This window comes from Microbacterium dauci (genome assembly GCF_030065535.1).
In the GTDB taxonomy this organism is placed as follows: domain Bacteria; phylum Actinomycetota; class Actinomycetes; order Actinomycetales; family Microbacteriaceae; genus Microbacterium; species Microbacterium dauci.
In genome coordinates this window covers 79,685-98,314 of sequence record NZ_JASJND010000001.1, presented here as the reverse complement: position 1 = coordinate 98,314, position 18,630 = coordinate 79,685, and the positions used below count along the sequence as shown (strand labels likewise).

The 18,630-nt window shown below is 70.5% G+C and carries 16 protein-coding genes; 10 read left to right on the top strand and 6 right to left on the bottom strand.

The features are described from left to right. Positions 1 to 4: 4 nt before the first annotated feature. Together QNI14_RS00430 and QNI14_RS00425 are read right to left on the bottom strand one after the other, a co-directional pair. The gene (locus QNI14_RS00430) at positions 5 to 2,185 is read right to left on the bottom strand and encodes an FG-GAP-like repeat-containing protein (RefSeq protein ID WP_283714217.1); all 2,181 of its coding nucleotides are present in this window, start codon (positions 2,183 to 2,185) and stop codon (positions 5 to 7) included. Positions 2,186 to 2,284: 99 nt separating this feature from the next. Next, positions 2,285 to 3,736: an NAD(P)H-quinone dehydrogenase gene (locus QNI14_RS00425; protein ID WP_430539221.1), complete on the bottom strand. Its 1,452-nt coding sequence runs from the start codon at positions 3,734 to 3,736 to the stop codon at positions 2,285 to 2,287. 76 nt (positions 3,737 to 3,812) lie between these two features. Between QNI14_RS00425 and QNI14_RS00420 the strand changes: the two genes are divergently transcribed. The 3 genes from QNI14_RS00420 (at position 3,813) to QNI14_RS00410 (ending at position 6,996) form a co-directional block, all read left to right on the top strand. Then, positions 3,813 to 4,643: a purine-nucleoside phosphorylase gene (locus QNI14_RS00420; RefSeq protein ID WP_283714215.1), complete on the top strand. Its 831-nt coding sequence runs from the start codon at positions 3,813 to 3,815 to the stop codon at positions 4,641 to 4,643. Continuing rightward, positions 4,640 to 6,286, top strand: a complete 1,647-nt coding sequence (locus QNI14_RS00415; protein ID WP_283714213.1) for a phospho-sugar mutase — start codon at positions 4,640 to 4,642, stop codon at positions 6,284 to 6,286. Before QNI14_RS00420 ends, QNI14_RS00415 begins: the two co-directional genes overlap by 4 nt. Positions 6,287 to 6,423: 137 nt before the next feature. Next, positions 6,424 to 6,996, top strand: coding sequence for a GNAT family N-acetyltransferase (locus QNI14_RS00410; protein ID WP_283714212.1), 573 nt, complete (start codon positions 6,424 to 6,426; stop codon positions 6,994 to 6,996). A gap of 12 nt (positions 6,997 to 7,008) precedes the next feature. On the opposite strand, the gene QNI14_RS00405 is transcribed toward QNI14_RS00410, so the two are convergent. After that, on the bottom strand, positions 7,009 to 8,904 hold the full coding sequence (locus QNI14_RS00405; protein ID WP_283714211.1) for a BglG family transcription antiterminator: 1,896 nt from the start codon (positions 8,902 to 8,904) through the stop codon (positions 7,009 to 7,011). A gap of 206 nt (positions 8,905 to 9,110) precedes the next feature. Here QNI14_RS00405 and QNI14_RS00400 point away from each other — a divergent pair, with 206 nt between their 5' ends. The 7 genes from QNI14_RS00400 to QNI14_RS00370 all read left to right on the top strand — a co-directional run bounded on the left by QNI14_RS00400 (position 9,111) and on the right by QNI14_RS00370 (position 15,674). Beyond that, positions 9,111 to 9,428, top strand: a complete 318-nt coding sequence (locus QNI14_RS00400) for a PTS sugar transporter subunit IIB (RefSeq protein WP_283714210.1) — start codon at positions 9,111 to 9,113, stop codon at positions 9,426 to 9,428. After that, a complete protein-coding gene (locus QNI14_RS00395) occupies positions 9,428 to 9,703 on the top strand; it encodes an HPr family phosphocarrier protein (RefSeq protein WP_283714209.1) in 276 nt (91 codons plus the stop codon). Before QNI14_RS00400 ends, QNI14_RS00395 begins: the two co-directional genes overlap by 1 nt. 7 nt (positions 9,704 to 9,710) lie before the next feature. After that, complete coding sequence (gene ptsP, locus QNI14_RS00390) at positions 9,711 to 11,378, top strand: phosphoenolpyruvate--protein phosphotransferase (RefSeq protein WP_283714208.1); 1,668 nt, start codon at positions 9,711 to 9,713, stop codon at positions 11,376 to 11,378. Positions 11,379 to 11,382: 4 nt separating this feature from the next. Then, positions 11,383 to 12,945 carry a PTS mannitol transporter subunit IIBC gene (locus tag QNI14_RS00385; RefSeq protein WP_283714207.1) on the top strand — a complete coding sequence of 521 codons (1,563 nt, stop codon included), beginning with the start codon at positions 11,383 to 11,385 and terminating at the stop codon, positions 12,943 to 12,945. A gap of 80 nt (positions 12,946 to 13,025) precedes the next feature. Next, positions 13,026 to 13,466, top strand: coding sequence for a PTS mannitol transporter subunit IIA (locus QNI14_RS00380; protein ID WP_283714206.1), 441 nt, complete (start codon positions 13,026 to 13,028; stop codon positions 13,464 to 13,466). Next, on the top strand, positions 13,463 to 14,617 hold the full coding sequence (locus QNI14_RS00375) for a mannitol-1-phosphate 5-dehydrogenase (RefSeq protein WP_283714205.1): 1,155 nt from the start codon (positions 13,463 to 13,465) through the stop codon (positions 14,615 to 14,617). The genes QNI14_RS00380 and QNI14_RS00375 overlap by 4 nt, the downstream gene beginning before the upstream one ends. Positions 14,618 to 15,392: 775 nt before the next feature. Further along, complete coding sequence (locus QNI14_RS00370) at positions 15,393 to 15,674, top strand: DUF559 domain-containing protein (protein WP_283714204.1); 282 nt, start codon at positions 15,393 to 15,395, stop codon at positions 15,672 to 15,674. Between the two features lie 98 nt (positions 15,675 to 15,772). Here the strand turns inward: QNI14_RS00370 and QNI14_RS00365 are convergent, their stop codons facing one another. The 3 genes from QNI14_RS00365 to QNI14_RS00355 are packed head-to-tail and all read right to left on the bottom strand — an operon-like array spanning position 15,773 to position 18,596. Then, on the bottom strand, positions 15,773 to 16,888 hold the full coding sequence (locus tag QNI14_RS00365; RefSeq protein ID WP_283714203.1) for an adenosine deaminase: 1,116 nt from the start codon (positions 16,886 to 16,888) through the stop codon (positions 15,773 to 15,775). Between the two features lie 20 nt (positions 16,889 to 16,908). Then, entirely contained in the window at positions 16,909 to 18,201 is a 1,293-nt protein-coding gene (locus tag QNI14_RS00360; RefSeq protein WP_283714202.1) for a thymidine phosphorylase, read from the bottom strand. After that, positions 18,198 to 18,596: a cytidine deaminase gene (locus tag QNI14_RS00355; protein ID WP_283714201.1), complete on the bottom strand. Its 399-nt coding sequence runs from the start codon at positions 18,594 to 18,596 to the stop codon at positions 18,198 to 18,200. Before QNI14_RS00355 ends, QNI14_RS00360 begins: the two co-directional genes overlap by 4 nt. Positions 18,597 to 18,630 lie beyond the last annotated feature (34 nt).

Below are 18,630 nucleotides of genomic sequence, written 5' to 3'. Positions count from 1 at the left end.
TCGGTCACTGCGCGATGGTGCGCTGATCGCCTTGGACCCGCCACCCTTGCTCCCAGCCGTATGCAGGGCTGGCGTGCACCGGCGCACGGAAGCGTGAGCCGGTGCTGAGTGCGACGTGCACACCGTCTCTCGCGAATCCGACGACATCGGCACGTCCGTCGTCGTTCACGTCCACCATCGCCCGCGGCATCCACGCTGTGGTCCACTCGGTCGAGGAGAAGCTCCTGGTCCAGAGGACGGGAGCAGCGAACGAGGAACCCCGGTTCACGGCGACGACGGTGCCGGATTTCCCGAAGCCGACGATGTCGAGCCTGCCGTCACCGTTCACATCGGCGAGCGCTCGCGGGTGGCGGTCGCCCCGCCATGCGTCAGGGGCGGAGCGGAAAGAGGAGGTCCACTTCGTCGCCGCAGCGAAGGACGATCCGGTGTTCCGCGCAACCCACACACCAGACGAGCCGAACCCGACGACGTCCGGAAGCCCGTCGCCCGTGACGTCGACGACGTGTCGAGGCGTGGGTTCCCGCTTCCACCCGTTGTCGAACCCGAAGCCGGTCGACCATCGCACCGGCGCGGCGAAGCCGCTCCCCGTGTTCCGGGCGACGTACACGCCCTGGTTTCGGAATCCGACGAGGTCGGCACGGCCGTCGCCATCCATGTCGATGACGTGACGCGGATGCAGGGACTCGACCCACCCGCCGGCTGCGGCCGACGATCCCATGGCCCCGCTCCACCGCTCCGGTGCGGCGAAGGAGGATCCGGTGTTGCGCGAGACGTACACCCCGCCGCTGCCGAAGCCCACGATGTCCGGGCGATCGTCACCGGTCACGTCCGCGACGATCCGTTGCTCGACGCCCACCCGCCAGGAGCTCCCGCTGCGGTAGTGGGTGGTCCACCGCCGTGCGGCCCCGTACCCCTGGCTCGATCCGATCGCGACGTGGACCCCGGCCGAGCCGAAGCCGACGATGTCCGGCCTGCCGTCGCCGTTGACGTCGATCGAATGGCGCGGCGTCGACCGCGTCCAGCTGCTTCCCCCGAAGGATCCACTCGCGAGGCGAGCCGCCGTGAAGGCGCGGCCGTTCCCCGCCGAGGTGTAGACGCCGCTGCCGCCGAAGGCGACGATGTCGGGCCTCCCGTCGCTGTTGAGGTCGGTGTCGTGCTCGGTTCCCGCCGAGTAGTCGTCGACACCGTTCCCGTCCGTGTCGAGCAGCGGCGACCACGTGGGGTCAGGTCCCACGCGAGACGACGCCCGCAGGCAGCACGTGATGCCTCGGGACGTCAACACGGTCGTTCCGGCGAGATTGCGCCACGCGCCGTCGTACGCGCCGGTCGCGTCCCTCAGCGTGTAGTTGTCGAACTGCGCGCCGCTCACCGCGACGTACTTCCGTTTGCCGCTGGGGACATCGACAGCGGAATTGAGGATCGAGAGGTGCACGTGGGGCGTCGAGCCGGGCGTGCCGCCGCATGGCAGCGTCTGCCCCGCGTTCCCGAGGTGCGTGCCCGCCTCCACCCACGTCCCCACGAGGCTCGAGCGCGCACTCGTCAGGTGGTAGTACTCCGACATCCAGCCTCCGCCGTGGTCGACGCCGAGGAACCAGCCGTCGCCGCACCTCACGCGGTAGACCATGCCCGAGGCCACCGTCAGCACCCGCCTGTCCGATGAGCTGAGCGGTGCGAAATCGACGGCGCCGCGGTGGATGCCGTCGCTATCGGCGTGCGATCCGCTCGCGCCCCATCGGAGCCCCGGAGCGAACGGGAGCCGGAACACGGGTTGCGGACCGTACGCCGCGACGTTCAGCCGCATCGTCGAGACTCCCGACGATGCGGATTGGTCCAGCACCGAGGGCGAGTTGAACGGCAATTCTCGCGTGAGCGGCTCGGTCGGGCCGTCCGTCGCATGGTCGTGCTCGTGGTCGTCTTCGAGGGATGGCTCGGCCGGCGTCGGCGCGGGCGGGGGAACGGGCTCGGACGAGGGTGTCGTGGTGGGCGTGACGATCGGCGTCGGTGTGCCCTGTTCGGGCGCGACGGGCGTCGGCGGGGACGTTGAAGACGTCGGGGCCGGCGAAGACGTCGGGGCGGGTGCCGGCGAGACAGTGGCATCCGGTGTCGGCGGGACGGCTGCGACGGCAGCCCGATCGGCGGGAACGGCGCACAACGCGGCGATCAGCACGCCGACGATGCCGGTCACGACGATCCTGCGACTCGCTCTGGGCACAGCTTCTCCGGTCCCCCCAGACCAGATCACCCTAACCCGGGGAACGCGCGAAACCGACGGGGGTTGCCCGAGTCAGGCGAAGGTGTCCTCGTCGCGCCCGACCTGGTGCATCGCGCGCGTCGCGTCGGTGATGCTGCCCGACAGCGACGGGTACACCGCGAAGACGCGGGAGAGCTGGTCGACGGTGAGGCGACGTTCGACCGCGATCGCGATCGGGTAGATCAGCTCTGACGCACGCGGCGCCACGATGACGCCGCCGATGACCGTGCCCGAGCCTTCGCGGGCGATGATCTTCACGAAGCCGTCTTTGACGCCCATCATCTTCGCGCGGGGGTTCGCCGCGAGCGGCAGCTTGTGCACGATGCCGTTGATCGCACCCGACTCGATGTCCCGCTCCTGCCGGCCGATCGTCGCGATCTCGGGCGCGGTGAAGATGTTGGCGGTCACCCGATGGCGCTCGAGCGGGATGACGGTATCGCCGAGGGCGTGGAACACCGCCATTCGTCCCTGCATGGATGCCACCGAGGCGAGCGGCAGGAACGTGGTGCAGTCCCCCGCGGCGTAGATATTGGGCACCGAGGTGCGGGCGACGCGGTTGACCTGGATGTGCCCGGAGTCGGTGAGCTGGACTCCCGCCTCCTCGAGCCCGAGGCCCGCCGTGTTCGGGATCGAGCCGACGGCCATGAGACAGTGACTGCCCTCGACGGTGCGGCCGTCCGAGAGCGTCGCGACGACGCCGTCGGCGGTGCGCTCGACCTTGTCGGCGCGCGACTTCGACAGGACCGTCATGCCGCCGCGCGTGAAGACCTTCTCGATCACGGCTGCGGCATCCGAGTCCTCACCAGGGAGGACCTGGTCGCGGCTCGAGATGAGCGTGACCTTCGCACCGAGGTTCATGTAGGCGCCGGCGAACTCGGCGCCGGTGACACCCGAGCCGACGACGATGAGGTGCTCGGGCAGCGTTTTCATGTTGTAGAGCTGCGTCCAGGTGAGGATGCGCTCTCCGTCGGGCTTCGCGCTGTCGAGTTCGCGCGGCGACGCACCGACCGAGACGACGAGCGTGTCGGCCTCGACGCGGTCGAAGTCGGTCCCACCGGCATCCGTCGAAACGACGACGGCGTGGGTGCCGTCGAGGCGTCCATGCCCGGAGATGATGCGGACACCCGCGTCGACGAGCTGCGCGCGCATGTCGTCGGACTGCTGGCGCGCGAGAGAGAGCAACCGCTTGTTGACCGCCGCGAGGTTGATCGCGATCTCGGGCTTGAGCGGCTTGTCGTGCGCGCCGCGCGCGAACAGCTGCACCCCGAGATCGGACGCACCGCGGATGTTGACGGCGGCGTCCGCCGTCGCGATGAGCGTCTTCGAGGGCACCACGTCGGTGATGACGGCCGAGCCGCCGACGCCGGCCCGCTCGACGAGGGTCACCTCGGCGCCGAGCTGCGCGGCGGCGAGCGCCGCCTCGTAGCCGCCCGGGCCACCGCCGATGATCGCGACGCTCTGCGTGGTCTCGAAGCTCACAGACATGGCATCCATTCTTCCAGCCTTCGCGCCAGGTTCGAGCCGCCTGGCCCTGACCCGTTTCCCTTCCTAGAGTGGGACCATGCGCGACGACAGCCACCCGCTCGACGACCCCTCCGCCGACCCCTTCGAGGTCGCAGCCACCGCCGCAGCGGACATCGCACGCCTCACCGGCGTCCCCCAGCACGACATCGCCCTCACGCTCGGCAGCGGGTGGAGCAAGGCCGCCGAGTTGATCGGCGAGACGACGGCGACCCTCGACGCGACCGAGGTGACCGGTTTCAGCAAGCCCGCGCTCGCCGGCCACGTCGGCTCGCTCCGCAGCATCCTCACGCCCAAGGGCAAGCGCGTGCTCGTCATCGGTGCGCGCACGCACTACTACGAGGGGCACGGCACCCGCCGTGTCGTCCACAGTGTCCGCACCGCGGCCGCGACCGGCGTGAAGACGATGGTGCTCACCAACGGCGCCGGCGGCATCAAGCCGACGTGGAAGCCCGGCCAGCCCGTGCTCATCAGCGACCACATCAACCTCACCGCCGATTCGCCGCTCGAGGGCGCCACCTTCGTCGACCTCACCGACCTGTACTCCACGCGCCTGCGCGATGTGGCCCGCAGCATTGACCCGACGCTCGACGAGGGCGTCTACTGCCAGTTCCGTGGCCCGCACTACGAGACCCCGGCGGAAGTGCAGATGGCGAAGGCGATCGGCGGCCACATCGTCGGCATGTCGACGGCGCTCGAGGCGATCGCCGCGCGCCAGGCAGGGATGGAGATCCTCGGGTTCTCGCTGATCACCAACCTCGCCGCGGGCATCCAGACGACGCCGCTCAGCCACCAGGAGGTGCTCGAGGCGGGTCGCGACGCCGAGCCGGTCATCTCCGACCTGCTGGCTCGCGTGATCGGCGTGCTGTGAGCGTGCTCGACGCTGCGCGGTCGTGGCTCGCGCAGGATCCCGACGAGGTCACGCGCGCCGAGCTCGCCGCGATCGTGGAGCGAGGGGATGCCGGTGACGCCGGCGCCCTCGCCGACCTCGAGGACCGCTTCGGCTCGCGCCTCGCCTTCGGGACTGCGGGCCTCCGCGGCGCGCTCGGCGCAGGATCCAACCGCATGAACCGCGTCCTCGTCGGGCAGGCCGCCGCAGGCTTCGCGGCGTATCTGCGGGAGCGCGAGCCGGGTGCGACCCCGACGGTCGTCATCGGGTACGACGGTCGCCGCAACTCCGACGTCTTCGCGCGCGACAGCGCCGAGATCTTCGCCGGTGCCGGGCTCCGCGCGATCCTGCTGCCGCGGCTGCTGCCGACGCCGGTCCTCGCGTTCGCGGTGCGGCACCTGGGCGCGAGCGCGGGCGTCATGGTCACGGCATCCCACAATCCTCCCGACGACAACGGCTACAAGGTGTACCTCGGAGGCGCCGACGAAGGTGCGCAGATCGTGTCGCCTGCCGACGCCGAGATCGCCGCGCACATCGACGCCGTCGCCGCGCGCGCGGACCTCGCCGCAGTGCCGCGGTCCGATGCCTACGAGATCGCCGATGAGTCGGTGGTCGAGGCGTATGTCGCCGCGACCGTACTGGTCGCGCCCGCACCCGCCGGCGCTGCAGGCATGCGGTGGGCGTACACCGCGATGCACGGCGTCGGCCACGAGACGCTGCAGCGCATCCTCGAGACCGCCGGGTACCCGCTGCCCACGGTCGTCGCGGCGCAGATCGAGCCCGACGGCGCATTCCCGACCGTGGCATTCCCGAACCCCGAGGAACCGGGCGCGATGGACCTCGCATACGAGACGGCGAGCGCCTCGGGTGCCGAGTTCATCCTCGCGAACGACCCCGACGCCGACCGACTCGCCGTCGCGATCCCGGATGCCGCGGGCGGCTGGCGCCGCCTCACCGGCAACGAAGTGGGGCTGCTCCTCGGCTGGCGCGCGGCGCGCACGGCACACGGCGGAACACTCGCGTGCTCGCTCGTCTCCTCCCCCGGTCTCCAGGCCGTCGCCGAGCATTACGGGCTGGGATTTTCGGCGACGCTGACCGGGTTCAAGTGGATCTCGCGCGCGCCCGAGCTCGTCTACGGCTTCGAAGAGGCGCTCGGTTACCTCGTGAACCCCGGCACCGTCCGCGACAAGGACGGCATCTCCGCCGCCGTCGCGATGCTCGGCCTCATCGCCGAGGCTCGCGAGGCCGGCGAGACGCTCGCCGACGTCCTGGCCCGCTTCGCCGACACGTTCGGCCACTTCGCGAGCGGCCAGGTCTCGGTGCGCGTCGACGACCTCGCGGTCATCGGCCGCATCATGGCGGGCCTGCGCGCCGCGCCGCCCGCGTCGATCGGCGGCGTCGCCGTCGACCGGATCGACGACCTGCTCGCCGCCGCGCCGGGCGAGCCGTCCGGCGACGTCCTCCGGGTGTGGCTCGTCGACGGGTCGCGCGTCATCGTGCGCCCCAGCGGCACGGAGCCGAAGCTGAAGGCGTACCTCGACGTCCGTGGCGACTCCGCAGCGGATGCCGCCGCGCGGCTGGCCGCGCTCGAGGCGGGCGCCCGCGAGCTCGTGGCATCCGCCTGATACGGGCGCGCTCCATCGAGAAACCACGTCCGCCACGGGAAACCACGTTCGCCGCGAGAAGCCAGCGCGGGGGTGGTTTGTCGCGCCGGAATGGTTTCTCGGCGAGGGCGCTCACACGCCGTCGGTAGGCTCGTCGCGTGCAGCTCACCGATCCCGTCGTCCTCGAGCGCGGCGCCGTCCGTCTCGAACCGCTCGATCAGGCCCACGCCGCAGACTTGACGGTCGCGCGGGACGGCCTCGAGTACGCGTGGTACACGTCGGTGCCGGCATCCGTCCCGGATGAGATCGCGCACCGATTGTCGGAACGGGATGCCGGTCGGATGAACCCGTGGGCGGTCGTCCACGACGGCCGCGCGGTCGGTATGACGACGTTCTGCAACGTCGATCAGAGGAACCGCCACGTCGAGATCGGCTACACCTGGCTCTCGCCGACGGTGCAGCGCACGGGCGTCAACACGTCGGCGAAGCTGCTGCTCCTCGGTCACGCGTTCGAGGCGTGCGATGCGATCGCGGTCGAGTTCCGCACGTCGTGGCACAACCGGCAGTCGCGCGCCGCGATCGAGCGCCTCGGCGCGAAGCGCGACGGCGTGCTCCGAAACCACCAGCTCGGCCCCGACGGGAGCCTCCGCGACACCGTCGTGTACTCGGTGCTCCCCCACGAGTGGGCGGGCATCCGACTCGGCCTCGAAGCCGCGCTCGCGAAGCACTGACGCGCGCGCCGCTCAGCCGTCGACGACGGCGACCAACTCGTCCAGGAACGCCGGGAACGTCGTGCCGCGGCGGACGATCCGCTGCACGCTCTCGCGCTCGCTGAACACCTCGACGAGCTGCTCGAACACCGTCTGGAACGCCTCGCGGTCGGTGTCGGAGAATGCGACCATCGCGACGACCTGCACGCGTCCCTCGCCCCACCGGATCGACGGGTCGGCGAGCCCCACCGCGATCGCGGTGCGGGTCGCAGTCATGCCGATGGCGTGCGGGACGGCGAGCGCGTCGGTGAACGCGGTCGACGACATGCGCTCGCGCTCGAGGGTTCGTGCCACGTAGTCGTCCCCGATGACGCCCTGCGCCGAGAGCAGGCTGCCCAGCTCGTGGATGACCCGCTCCTCGTCGGCGTCACCGGGCAGCCGGCCGACGAACGCATCGGGCGAGAAGTAGCGCTCGAGCTCGGCGCGGAGACCCGCGAGTCGGCGCGCGCGACGCGCACGGGCAGCGGCGGCCTGCACGCGCTCGACGTCGTTCTCGGTGAGGAACGGCTGGATGCGGACGATCCGCTCCCCCGGCGCTGGCGGGTCGATCGTCGACAGCACGAGGTCGGTGTCGATGCCGCGCCAGTCCGGGTCGGCGCGCGTCTCGACGGCGACGACCTCGATCTCGCGGCCGAGGGCGCGGTCGATCGACGCATGCAGCAGCTCGTGCATCTCGTAGTACCCCGGGCACACCAGCGTCGCCGTCAGCAGGCGGCCCGCCTGCCGAGAGCGCTCGAGCCGTCCGCCGACGTGCATCGCGATGTAGGCGATCTCGTCCTCGTACAGCGGTGCGCCGATGAGTTCGCGGAGCTGCTCGGCGATGTACACGGCGACCTCGAAGATCATCGGGTAGCTCGACTTGAGCGACCGTGTCAGCGCGTTGCGTGACCAGGCCTGGTCCTGCGCCCGGTGCCGCAGGTTCTGCACGTGCAGCGCGAGCCGGAGCGCGAAGTCCTCGTGGTCGATGTCGACGAGGAACTCGGATGCCGCGCGCGCGACGACCGTGCGGACGGCATCTTCGATGCCCGGGTCGAGCCGATCGCGGATGACGGCGTCGGGTTCGGCGGCGCCGGGCGCGACCACCCGGGTCTGCACGAGGGCCGCGAGGTGGTCGCGGTCGCCGTCGCCGAGCTGGACACCGAGGTGCCGGCGGGCGAGGCCGTCGAGCAGCACGCCGATCCGGGACCGGGCAGAGGAATCACCGGCGACGACCTCGTCGAGGGCGTGGCCGCGACTCACCCGATCTGCGGTGATCGCGACGTGCATCATGACGTCGCCGATGCCGAACTCGTTCACGAGGTAGCCGAGCTCTCCGAGACCGGCGACGAGATCGACCTTGAACGCGACGAGCTCCGTCGTGTGGAGGGCTTGCTCACCGAGCGCGCGCCGGAGTGCGCGCAGGTCGAACGCGCCCTGCTCCATCTCCTCGTGCGCGAGGCGGGAGAGCAGCCGCCGCTGCGCCGCCTCGGTCCCGATGAGCCGCACCCGAGCTGCGGAACGCTCCAGGGTCAGTTGCGTGCCGCTGAGCAGGGCCCGCACGCGGCCGAGGTCGCCGTCGAGGGTGGCTTCGCTGACGTGGAAGGCCATCGCCGTCTCGTAGACGTCGATGCCGTCCTCGGCATCGAGGATCTCACGCACCAGTCGGTACATCCGGTCGCGCGGGGTCTCCTCCGCGGCGTCGGCGCGCACCGCGCCCGACGCCCCGGGACCGACGCGATACCCGGACGGCCCCGACTCCACGGCATCCGCTCCGGGAACCCGAGCGTTGAGGGCTGCGACATACGAGCGGATGCTGCGGGGCGTCACGCCCACCAGGTCGGCGAGCTCGCCGGCCGTGCGCCAGGCGGGCTCCCGCAAGAGAAGCGCCATGACGCGGTCCTGTCTCGCCCGGCTCACGGAACCAGTCAACCACGCGCACCCGCGGGCGGGCGCGCACGCGCGAGGGTGTTCCGCCGCTGCGGAAGCGCGCCTTTCCTCCACCGCGGAAGCCCGCCTTCCTCCCCCGCGGAAGAACACCTGGGTTGTTCCTGTGAACCGGCGCGCCCAGAATTGCGGAGAGACAAGGAGGCGGATCGATGAAGATCCTCGTCGTCTGTGGCGCGGGTGCGTCGAGTACGTTCGTCGCACACCGCGTGCGGCAGGCCGCACAGCAGCGGTCGCGCGACGTGATCGTCGTGGCCGGTACTCCGGGCATGGTTGCCTCGGAGCTCGGTGCAGGAGACGTGGTGCTGGTCGGTCCGCATCTGGGTCTCGCCCTCTCCGACGTGGAGCACGACGCCGCCGCCCGAGGCGCGTTCGCAGTGCTACTGCCGGAGGACATCTTCGGCGACCGGGACGGTTCCCGGGCTCTCGCCCTGGCGGACGCCGCCGCCACGACCGAAAGGACCCCCTGATGAGCACCCCTGCCTCCCGCACGGTGCGGATCGGATCGTCGAACGGGCTGCACGCCCGCCCGGCGAAGCTGTTCGCACAGGCCGCGAAGGATGCCGGCATCCCGGTGACCGTCTCGAAGGGGTCGGGCGCGCCCGTCAACGCCGCGAGCATCTTGAGCGTCATCTCGCTCGGTGCCGAGAACGGCGACTACGTGACGCTCACCGCCGACGGCGCGAACGCCGAACAGGTCCTCGACGACCTGACCGAACTGCTGACGACCGACCACGACGCCTGAGGGATCCATGACTGAGCTTCGAGGAGTAGGAATCGGCCTGGGCATCACCCACGGCCCCATCGCACGTATGGCGGAGCCGCTGCCGGCGCCCGAGGACGTGCCCAGCGCGCTCGGCGCCGACGCTGAGACGGCCCGCGTGCGTGAGGCGATCGCCGCGGTCGCCCGCGAGCTCGAAGAACGCGGCGCGACCGCCGGCGGCGCTGCGCAGGAGGTGCTCGAGGCCCAGGCCATGATGGCCGAGGACCCGGCGCTCGAAGACGAAGTGGGCACCCGCCTCGCCGCCGGCAAGACCGGCGAGTTCGCCGTCTTCGACGCGTTCGCCTCGTTCCGCGACCAGCTCGCCGCGATGGGCGGGTATCTCGGCGAGCGCGCCGCGGACCTCGACGACGTCGCACAGCGCGTCATCGCGCGACTCCGCGGCGTCGCAGCTCCCGGTGTCCCCGACCCCGGTCACCCGTTCGTCCTCGTCGCGAAGGACCTCGCCCCCGCCGACACCGCACTGCTCGACCTCGACAAGGTGCTCGCGCTCATCACGACCGAGGGTGGTCCGACCTCGCACACGGCGATCCTCGCCCGCGAGAAGTCGATCGTCGCAATCGTCGGTGTGACCGCGGCATCCGGCCTCGCCGACGGCGACACGGTGATCGTCGACGCCGCCGCCGGCATCGTCACGACCGAGCCCACCGCCGACGAGATCGCGCAGGCCGAGCGTCGCGAGGCCGACCGTGCCGCCGCAGCCGACGCCCCCATCACCCCGGGCGCCCTCGCCGACGGCACCGCCGTGCCGCTGCTCGCCAACCTCGGCAAGCCCGCCGACGCCGCGAAGGCCGTCGAGCTCGGCGCCGAGGGCGTGGGCCTGTTCCGCACCGAGTTCCTCTTCTTGAGCTCGTCGCAGGCGCCGACGGTCGAGGAGCAGACGAAGGCGTACACCGAGCTGCTCGCTGCGTTCCCCGGCAAGAAGGTCGTCGTCCGCGCACTGGATGCCGGCGCCGACAAGCCGCTCGCGTTCCTCAACGACGCGCACGAGGAGAACCCCGCGCTGGGCCTTCGGGGCCTCCGCGCCCTCCGCGCCAGCGAAGACATCCTGCGCGAGCAGCTCACGGCGCTCGCCAATGCGGATGCCGCCACCGAGGCCGACCTCTGGGTCATGGCCCCGATGGTCTCGACCGTCGAGGAGACCGAGTACTTCGTGACGATCGCGAGGGAGTACGGCATCAAGACCGCCGGCGTCATGGTCGAGGTCCCCTCGTCCGCCCTGCTCGCCGACAAGGTGCTCGCGCACGCCGACTTCGCCTCGATTGGCACCAACGACCTCACCCAGTACACGCTCGCCGCCGACCGCCTGCTCGGCTCGGTCTCGTCGTTCCAAGACCCGTGGCACCCCGCGGTCCTGCAGCTGGTGAAGACGACCGGCGACGGCGGCGCGAAGCACGGCAAGCCGGTCGGCATCTGCGGCGAGGCTGCGGCCGACCCGCTCCTGGCCGTCGTGCTCGTCGGCCTCGGCGCCACCACCCTGTCCATGGCACCGACGGCGCTCGCCGACGTCCGGGCCACCCTGCTGAACCACAGTCTCGACGACGCCAAGCGCATCGCCGAAGCAGCGCTCGCCGCATCCGACGCGGCATCCGCCCGTACCGCAGCACAGGACGCTGCGGCGCACCCGAAGGAGAACTGATCACATGACAACGACGTCTGCACCCGCCCGGGGAGGTGCCCGCGTCGCCGTTCAGCGATTCGGCACGTTCCTCTCGGGCATGGTCATGCCCAACATCGCGGCGTTCATCGCCTGGGGTCTCATCACCGCCCTGTTCATCGACACCGGATGGGTCGGCCAGAACGGCCCCGTCGAAGCGTGGCGCTGGGCCGACTCCCGCATGCTCGGCGGCGGCGAGACCGCTGACGGCACCATCTGGGTCGGCCTCGTCGGCCCGATCATCACGTACCTGCTGCCCTCGCTCATCGCCTACACCGGTGGCCGTATGGTCCACGGCGTGCGCGGTGGCGTCGTCGGCGCCGTCGCCGCGATGGGCGTCATCGTCGGCGCCAACGGGACGATCATGTTCCTCGGCGCGATGATCATCGGCCCGCTCGCCGCCCTCGCCCTGAAGTACGTGGAGAAGCTCTGGGAGGGCAAGATCCGCGCCGGCTTCGAGATGCTGGTCGACAACTTCAGCGCCGGCTTCGTCGGCTTCTTCGCCGCCCTCGCCGCGTTCTTCTGGCTCGCGCCCGTCATGAAGGCCGTCACCGACGCCCTCGGTGGTGCCGTCGGCTGGCTGATCTCGAACGGTCTCCTTCCGCTCGCGAGCATCATCGTCGAGCCGGCGAAGGTGCTGTTTCTCAACAACGCCATCAACCACGGCGTGTTCACCCCGCTCGGCAGCCAGCAGTCGCTCGAGACCGGTCGCAGCCTGCTGTTCCTCGTCGAGGCGAACCCCGGCCCCGGCGCCGGCCTCCTGCTCGCGATCACGTTCTTCGGTGTCGGTGCCGCACGCGCCACCGCCCCCGGCGCGCTGATCATCCAGTTCCTGGGTGGCATCCACGAGGTGTACTTCCCGTACGTGCTCGCCAAGCCCGTACTGCTCCTCGCGCTCATCGCCGGTGGCGCCTCGGGTGTCGCCACGAACGCGATCTTCCAGTCCGGCCTCGTCGCCGCGGCATCCCCCGGATCGATCTTCGCGGTGCTCATCCAGACTGCACCGGGCAGCCACCTCGGCGTCATCCTGTCGGTCGTCATCTCGGCAGGTGTCACCTTCGCGGTCGCCGCCGTCATCCTCATCGCGAGCCGCAAGCGCGACCTCGCCCGTGAGGAGGCCGGTCAGAGCGGCTTCGCCGAGGCCATCGCCCGCAACGAGGCCAACAAGGGCAAGGCATCGGCCGCCACGAGCGTGCTCGGTGGCGCCGGTGCAGCCGCCGCGGCATCCGAGTCCGGCGCCGTCGCAACCGACGCGAAGGAGATCCGCTCGATCGTCTTCGCCTGCGACGCCGGCATGGGCTCCTCCGCGATGGGCGCCAGCGTCCTGCGCAACAAGATCAAGAAGGCGGGCATCGAGGATGTCACGGTCGTCAACAAGGCGATCGCGAACCTCGACGGCACGGCCGACCTGGTCATCACCCAGCAGCAGCTGACCGACCGTGCGAAGCGTCAGAACCCCGACGCCATCCACGTCTCGGTCGACAACTTCATGAACTCGCCGAAGTACGACGAGGTCGTGGACATGGTGCGTCGCCAGCACGACGCCTGATGCGGACCGCTGCGGGGTCGGAGACAATGGTCCCGGCCCCGCAGCCCGTTTTCACACGCACGACACGGAAGAAGGAACTCATGGCCCGCGAAGTACTCACCCTCGGACAGATCCGCATCCACACCGGCTCCGCCACCAAGGAGCAGGCCATGAAGGAGGCCGCCGACATCCTCGAGGCCGCCGGTGCCGTCACCGGCGCGTACTTCGACGCGATGCAGCAGCGCGAGGTCGCCGTGTCGACTTACATGGGCAACGAGCTCGCGATCCCCCACGGCACCAACGAGACCAAGGAGACGATCCTCGACTCGGCGCTCTCGTTCGTCCGCTACGACGGCGGCGTCGACTGGTCGGGTGACCCGGTCACCTTCGTCGTCGGCATCGCCGGCAAGGGCGACGAGCACCTCGAGATCCTCTCCCAGATCGCCCTCCTCTTCTCGGAGGACGACGACGTCGCGAAGCTCAAGGCCGCGCAGACCCCCGAAGACCTCTACGCGATCCTCGCCACGGTGAACGAGGCATGAAAGCCGTCCACTTCGGCGCCGGCAACATCGGCCGCGGCTTCGTCGGGCTCCTCCTGCACGAGGGCGGCTACGACCTCGTCTTCTCGGACGTCGCCCCCACCCTCGTCGACACCATCAACGGCGTCAGTGAGTACACCGTCCACGAGGTCGGTGTCGGCGGCGCCGACAAGGTCGTGACTGGCTTCCGCGCCATCAACAGCCAGACCGATCCCGACGGCGTCGCCGACGAGATCGCGACCGCGGACGTCGTCACCACGGCCGTCGGCCCCAACATCCTCCCGTTCGTCGCGCCCAGCATCCTCGCCGGGCTGCGGCGTCGCGACGCGGCATCCGCTCCCCTGCAGGTCATGGCCTGCGAGAACGCGATCGGCGCGACCGACACGCTCCGCGCCGAGATCGAGCAGCGCGCGGGCGACGACTGGGCCGAACTGTCCAGCCGTGCCGTGTTCGCGAACACCGCCGTCGACCGCATCGTCCCCGGCCAGCCCGAGGACGGCGGCGTCGACGTCACGGTCGAGCCGTTCTACGAGTGGGCCATCGAGCAGGGGCCGTTCGCCGACAGCCTGCCCAACATCCCCGGCGCGCACTTCGTCGACGACCTGGCACCGTACATCGAGCGAAAGCTCTTCACGGTGAACACCGGCCACGCCGCGACGGCGTACTTCGGTGCCGCCGCGGGCATCACCCGCATCTCCGACGCCCTCGCCGACCCCGAGATCGCCGCGAAGGTCGGCGCCGCGCTCGAAGAGACCTCGGCCCTGCTGAGCGCCGTGCACGGCCTCGACCCTGCGGAACTCGCCGAGTACCGCGCGACGATCCTGCAGCGCTTCGCAAACCCGGCACTGCCCGACACCGTGCAGCGCGTCGGACGGCAGCCGCTGCGCAAGCTCTCGCGGCACGAGCGCTTCATCGGACCGGCGTCGGCAGCCGCCGAGCGTGGTCTGTCGGTCGACGGGCTCGTCGCCGCGGTCGCCGCTGCGCTGCGCTTCCAGGACGCCGCCGACCCCCAGGCCGTCGAGCTGCAGCAGCGCCTTCGCGGTGAGGATGCGGCCGCGTTCGTGGCATCCGTCACGGGCCTCGAAGCCGACCACCCGCTCACGCCCCGCCTCGTCGAGGCCGTCCTCGCCCGTCAGGCCGAGCTCGGCGTCTGACCCGCGCGCCGCGCGCGCGCCCGGCCGCGCTCGCAACAACTCCGGAGAATTCGTCCTCTGAGTGGGTGACACCGCCTCCAGCGACAGGTTCCGCAGGAGTTCTCCGGAGTTGTTGTCGGCGTGCCGACGCTTCTCCCCATCGCCGTGCGGGCAGCGGTAGTCCACCGGTTGGTCGAAACCGGCGCGGCAACCGCGTCGGGGCGTCCATCGTGGCGGGATGCCACGCATGCTCATTCCGCTGACGCTCTCCAGGGATGACCTGATTTCGCGCGGGCTGCGACGCGCGGACATCGACCGAGCAGTCCGAAGCGGCAGCCTCCGCCGCGCGCGGCGCGGACGCTACCTTCCTTCCGATGTCGATGCCGAGCTCCTCCGCGCCGTCGAGCTCGGCGCTCGACTCGACTGCGTCTCACTGCTCCGAGCCCTCGGTGTCTTCGTCCTGAGTCCAGACCGCCTCCACCTCCAAGTCGAACCTCATGCGAGCCATCTCCCGGAGATGCCGCACGACGTTCGACTCCATTGGCGCACGACCGAGCGGCCATCGCATGCGACGACGACTGATGTCGAATCGGCGCTGGCCGAAGCAGTCCGGTGCCAGGAACCTCGCGCTGCAGTCGCGACGTTAGACAGCGCTTGGCACCTCGGCCACATCGATCACGACGCGCTAGAGCGTGTGATGGCGCGATTGCCGAGACGCCACCGTCGCCTGAGACGCCTCCTCGACCGTCGCGCCGAGTCAGGACCCGAGAGCCTGCTTCGACTGATCCTCCGCTCGTTGGGATGCACGTTCGCGACGCAGGTCGTCATCCCCGGTGTCGGCCGTGTGGACTTCGTGGTCGATGGGTGGTTGATCATCGAGTGCGACAGCAAGGCGCACCACGAGGGATGGGACCAGCAACGGCGGGACCGGCGTCGGGACATCGCAGCCGCGAAGTTGGGCTACGTGACGATCCGCCCAATCGCCGAGGACATCATGTACATGCGCGATGCAGTCCGAAGCGACATCGCCGAGATCCTCGCTGCCCGCGCAATATCTCCGGAGAATCGCGCACACTGATCCGAAAGACCGACCTCTTCCGGCCTCGAGCTCCGAAAACTCCGTAGTTGGTGCGGCGACCACCAATGCCCCGCCGGGCCGCGAAGCGGCGCTATGGGTCAGCCGGCGAAGCCCTCGCCGATGAGCTCGATGAGCTCCTCGCGCTCCTCGATGGTGAGGAAGGCGGCGGCCGCGGCGTTGAGCTGGAAGGCCTCAAGGTCGTCGAGGGTGTACTCGAACGTGTCCGAGAGCAGCTTCAGCTCGCGCGTCAGCGAGGTGCGGCTCATCGTCCGGTTGTCGACGTTGACCGTCACGGCGAAGCCGAGCTGGTACAGCAGGTCGAACGGGTGGTCCTCGAGCTGCGTGCCCCACTTCGCGATCGCGCCGGTCTGCAGGTTCGACGACGGCGACAACTCGAGCGGGATCTCGCGATCGCGCACCCAGCGAGCCAGGTCGCCGAAACGCACCTGCACCTCGTCGCCCTTCTCCTCGACGACGTCGAGGTCTTCGGCGATGCGCACGCCGTGGCCGAGCCGCAGCGCACGGCCGTCGAGGATGGCCGAGCGGATCGAGTCGAGCCCAGCGGCCTCACCGGCGTGCACCGTCACGGGGAAGAAGTTCGCGGCGAGGTAGTCGAACGCCTCGCGGTGCTTCGACGCGGGGAACCCGTCCTCGGCGCCGGCGATGTCGAACCCGACCGCGCCGCGACCGCGGTGCGCGACGGCGAGCTTCGCGATCTCGAGCGACCGGTCGGCGTGCCGCATGGCGGTGATGAGCTGCCCGACACGGATGTCGTGGCCGGATGCCTCGGCGGCATCCTCCCCCGCTTCGATACCCTCCTGCACGGCTTCGACGACCTCGTCGAGGCTGAGCCCGCCGGCGAGGTGCTGCTCGGGCGCCCAGCGGACTTCGCCATAGATCACGCCGTCCGCGGCGAGGTCTTCGACGAACTCCTTCGCGACGCGACGGAGGCCGTTCTTCGTCTGCATGACGGCGATCGTCAGGTCGAACGTCTTCAGGTACTCGACGAGCGATCCCGAGTCGGCCTGGTCCTCGAACCAGTCGGCGAGGTCATCGGCCGCGGCCTCGGGGACCTCGTGCCCGATCTCGTCGGCCAGCTCGATGATGGTCTGCGGGCGCAGACCGCCGTCGAGGTGGTCGTGGAGCGACACCTTCGGCAGCGATCGGATCGAAACCCCCTGGAGCTTCGCGTCGCCGTGCTGGTCGATGGACATGGTGGTCTCCTCCGGGAGGGTCAGGCGGTGATGCGTTCGAGGACGAGCGGTGTGGATGCCGGTGCGTCGGCGCCGATCTCCCACGCGCCCTCGAGCGCCTCGGCGGCGCGCGAGAAGCGCTGCTCATCGTCGGCGAGCAGGGTGAACAGCGGCTGTCCGGCGGTGACGGTGTCGCCGGGCTTCACGTGCAGGTCGATCCCGGCGGCGTGGATGACGGGGTCCTGCGCGCGGGCGCGGCCGGCGCCGAGGCGCCACGCGGCGACGCCGAACGGCAGCGCTTCCATGCGGGTGACGACGCCCGACGTCGGTGCGGTGACGACGTGCGTCTCGCGGGGCGTGGGGAGGGCGGCATCCGGGTCGCCGTCCTGCGCGGCGATCATCGCGCGCCAGCTGTCCATCGCACGGCCGTCGCGGAGGGCCGCCTCGACGTCGGCGTCGGGCTGTCCCGCGAGCGCCAGCATCTCGCGCGCGAGGGCGACGGTGAGTTCGACGACGTCGGCGGGGCCGCCGCCGGCGAGCACCTCGACCGATTCGCGGACCTCGTTGGCGTTGCCGATCGCGAGACCGAGCGGGGTGTTCATGTCGGTGAGGAGCGCGGTCGTCGCGACACCGGAGTCGGTGCCGAGCGCGACCATGGTGCGGGCGAGTTCGCGGGCCTTGTCGACGTCCTGCATGAACGCGCCGGAGCCGAACTTCACGTCGAGCACGAGCGAGTCGGTGCCCTCGGCGATCTTCTTCGACATGATGCTCGACGCGATGAGCGGGATCGCCTCGACCGTGCCGGTCACGTCGCGGAGCGCGTACAGGCGCTTGTCGGCAGGGGCGAGACCCGAGCCTGCGGCGCAGATGACCGCGCCGACGCCGCGCATCTGCGCGATCATCTCGTCGTTGCTGAGCGCCGCGCGCCAGCCCGGGATCGCCTCGAGCTTGTCGAGGGTGCCGCCGGTGTGGCCGAGCCCGCGACCGGAGAGCTGCGGGACGGCGACGCCGAACGATGCCACGAGCGGCGCGAGCGGCAGCGTGATCTTGTCGCCGACGCCGCCGGTGGAGTGCTTGTCGACGGTCGGCTTGCCGAGGCCGGCGAAGCTCATCCGCTCCCCCGACGCGATCATCGCGTCGGTCATGACGCGGATCTCGTCTCGGCTCATGCCGTTGAGGAGCACCGCCATCGCGAACGACGCCATCTGCGAGTCGGCGACGTATTCGCGGGTGTATGCGTCGATCATCCATCGCAGCGCGTCTTCGGCGACGGCGCCGCCGTCGCGCTTGGTGCGGATGACGTCGACGGCGTCGAACGGCTCGACGGCGCTCATCGTGCAGCCTCCAGGTCGCGCGGACCGAACGCGTCGGGCAGCACCTCGTCGATGGTCCGGATGCCGGACACCGTCTCGAGCAGCATCCCGGGCAAGGCGAATTCGTACAGCAGCTGACGGCAGCGGCCGCACGGCATGATCGTCTCGCCGTCGCCGTTCACGCACACGAACGCGACGAGCTCACCGCCGCCGCTCATGTGCAGGTCGCCCACGAGCGCGCACTCGGCGCACAGGCCGACGCCGTACGAGGCGTTCTCGACGTTGCAGCCGGAGACGATGCGGCCGTCGCTGACGAGGGCTGCGGCGCCCACCTTGTAGCGGGAGTACGGCGCGTACGCGCGTTCCATGGCCTCGACGGCCACGGCTCGGAGTTCGTCCCAATCGATGTCGGTCACGACAGACTTCCTTCACTTCTGCGGATGCCGCGGG

Bases quoted from the DNA above. Each gene is read 5' to 3' on its own strand.
- QNI14_RS00425 (WP_430539221.1), bottom strand. From the start codon at position 3,736: ATGTCTGTGAGCTTCGAGACCACGCAGAGCGTCGCGATCATCGGCGGT.
- QNI14_RS00420 (WP_283714215.1), top strand. From the start codon at position 3,813: ATGCGCGACGACAGCCACCCGCTCGACGACCCCTCCGCCGACCCCTTC.
- QNI14_RS00405 (WP_283714211.1), bottom strand. From the start codon at position 8,904: ATGGCGCTTCTCTTGCGGGAGCCCGCCTGGCGCACGGCCGGCGAGCTC.
- QNI14_RS00400 (WP_283714210.1), top strand. From the start codon at position 9,111: ATGAAGATCCTCGTCGTCTGTGGCGCGGGTGCGTCGAGTACGTTCGTC.
- QNI14_RS00395 (WP_283714209.1), top strand. From the start codon at position 9,428: ATGAGCACCCCTGCCTCCCGCACGGTGCGGATCGGATCGTCGAACGGG.
- ptsP (WP_283714208.1), top strand. From the start codon at position 9,711: ATGACTGAGCTTCGAGGAGTAGGAATCGGCCTGGGCATCACCCACGGC.
- QNI14_RS00385 (WP_283714207.1), top strand. From the start codon at position 11,383: ATGACAACGACGTCTGCACCCGCCCGGGGAGGTGCCCGCGTCGCCGTT.
- QNI14_RS00380 (WP_283714206.1), top strand. From the start codon at position 13,026: ATGGCCCGCGAAGTACTCACCCTCGGACAGATCCGCATCCACACCGGC.
- QNI14_RS00375 (WP_283714205.1), top strand. From the start codon at position 13,463: ATGAAAGCCGTCCACTTCGGCGCCGGCAACATCGGCCGCGGCTTCGTC.
- QNI14_RS00365 (WP_283714203.1), bottom strand. From the start codon at position 16,888: ATGTCCATCGACCAGCACGGCGACGCGAAGCTCCAGGGGGTTTCGATC.
- QNI14_RS00360 (WP_283714202.1), bottom strand. From the start codon at position 18,201: ATGAGCGCCGTCGAGCCGTTCGACGCCGTCGACGTCATCCGCACCAAG.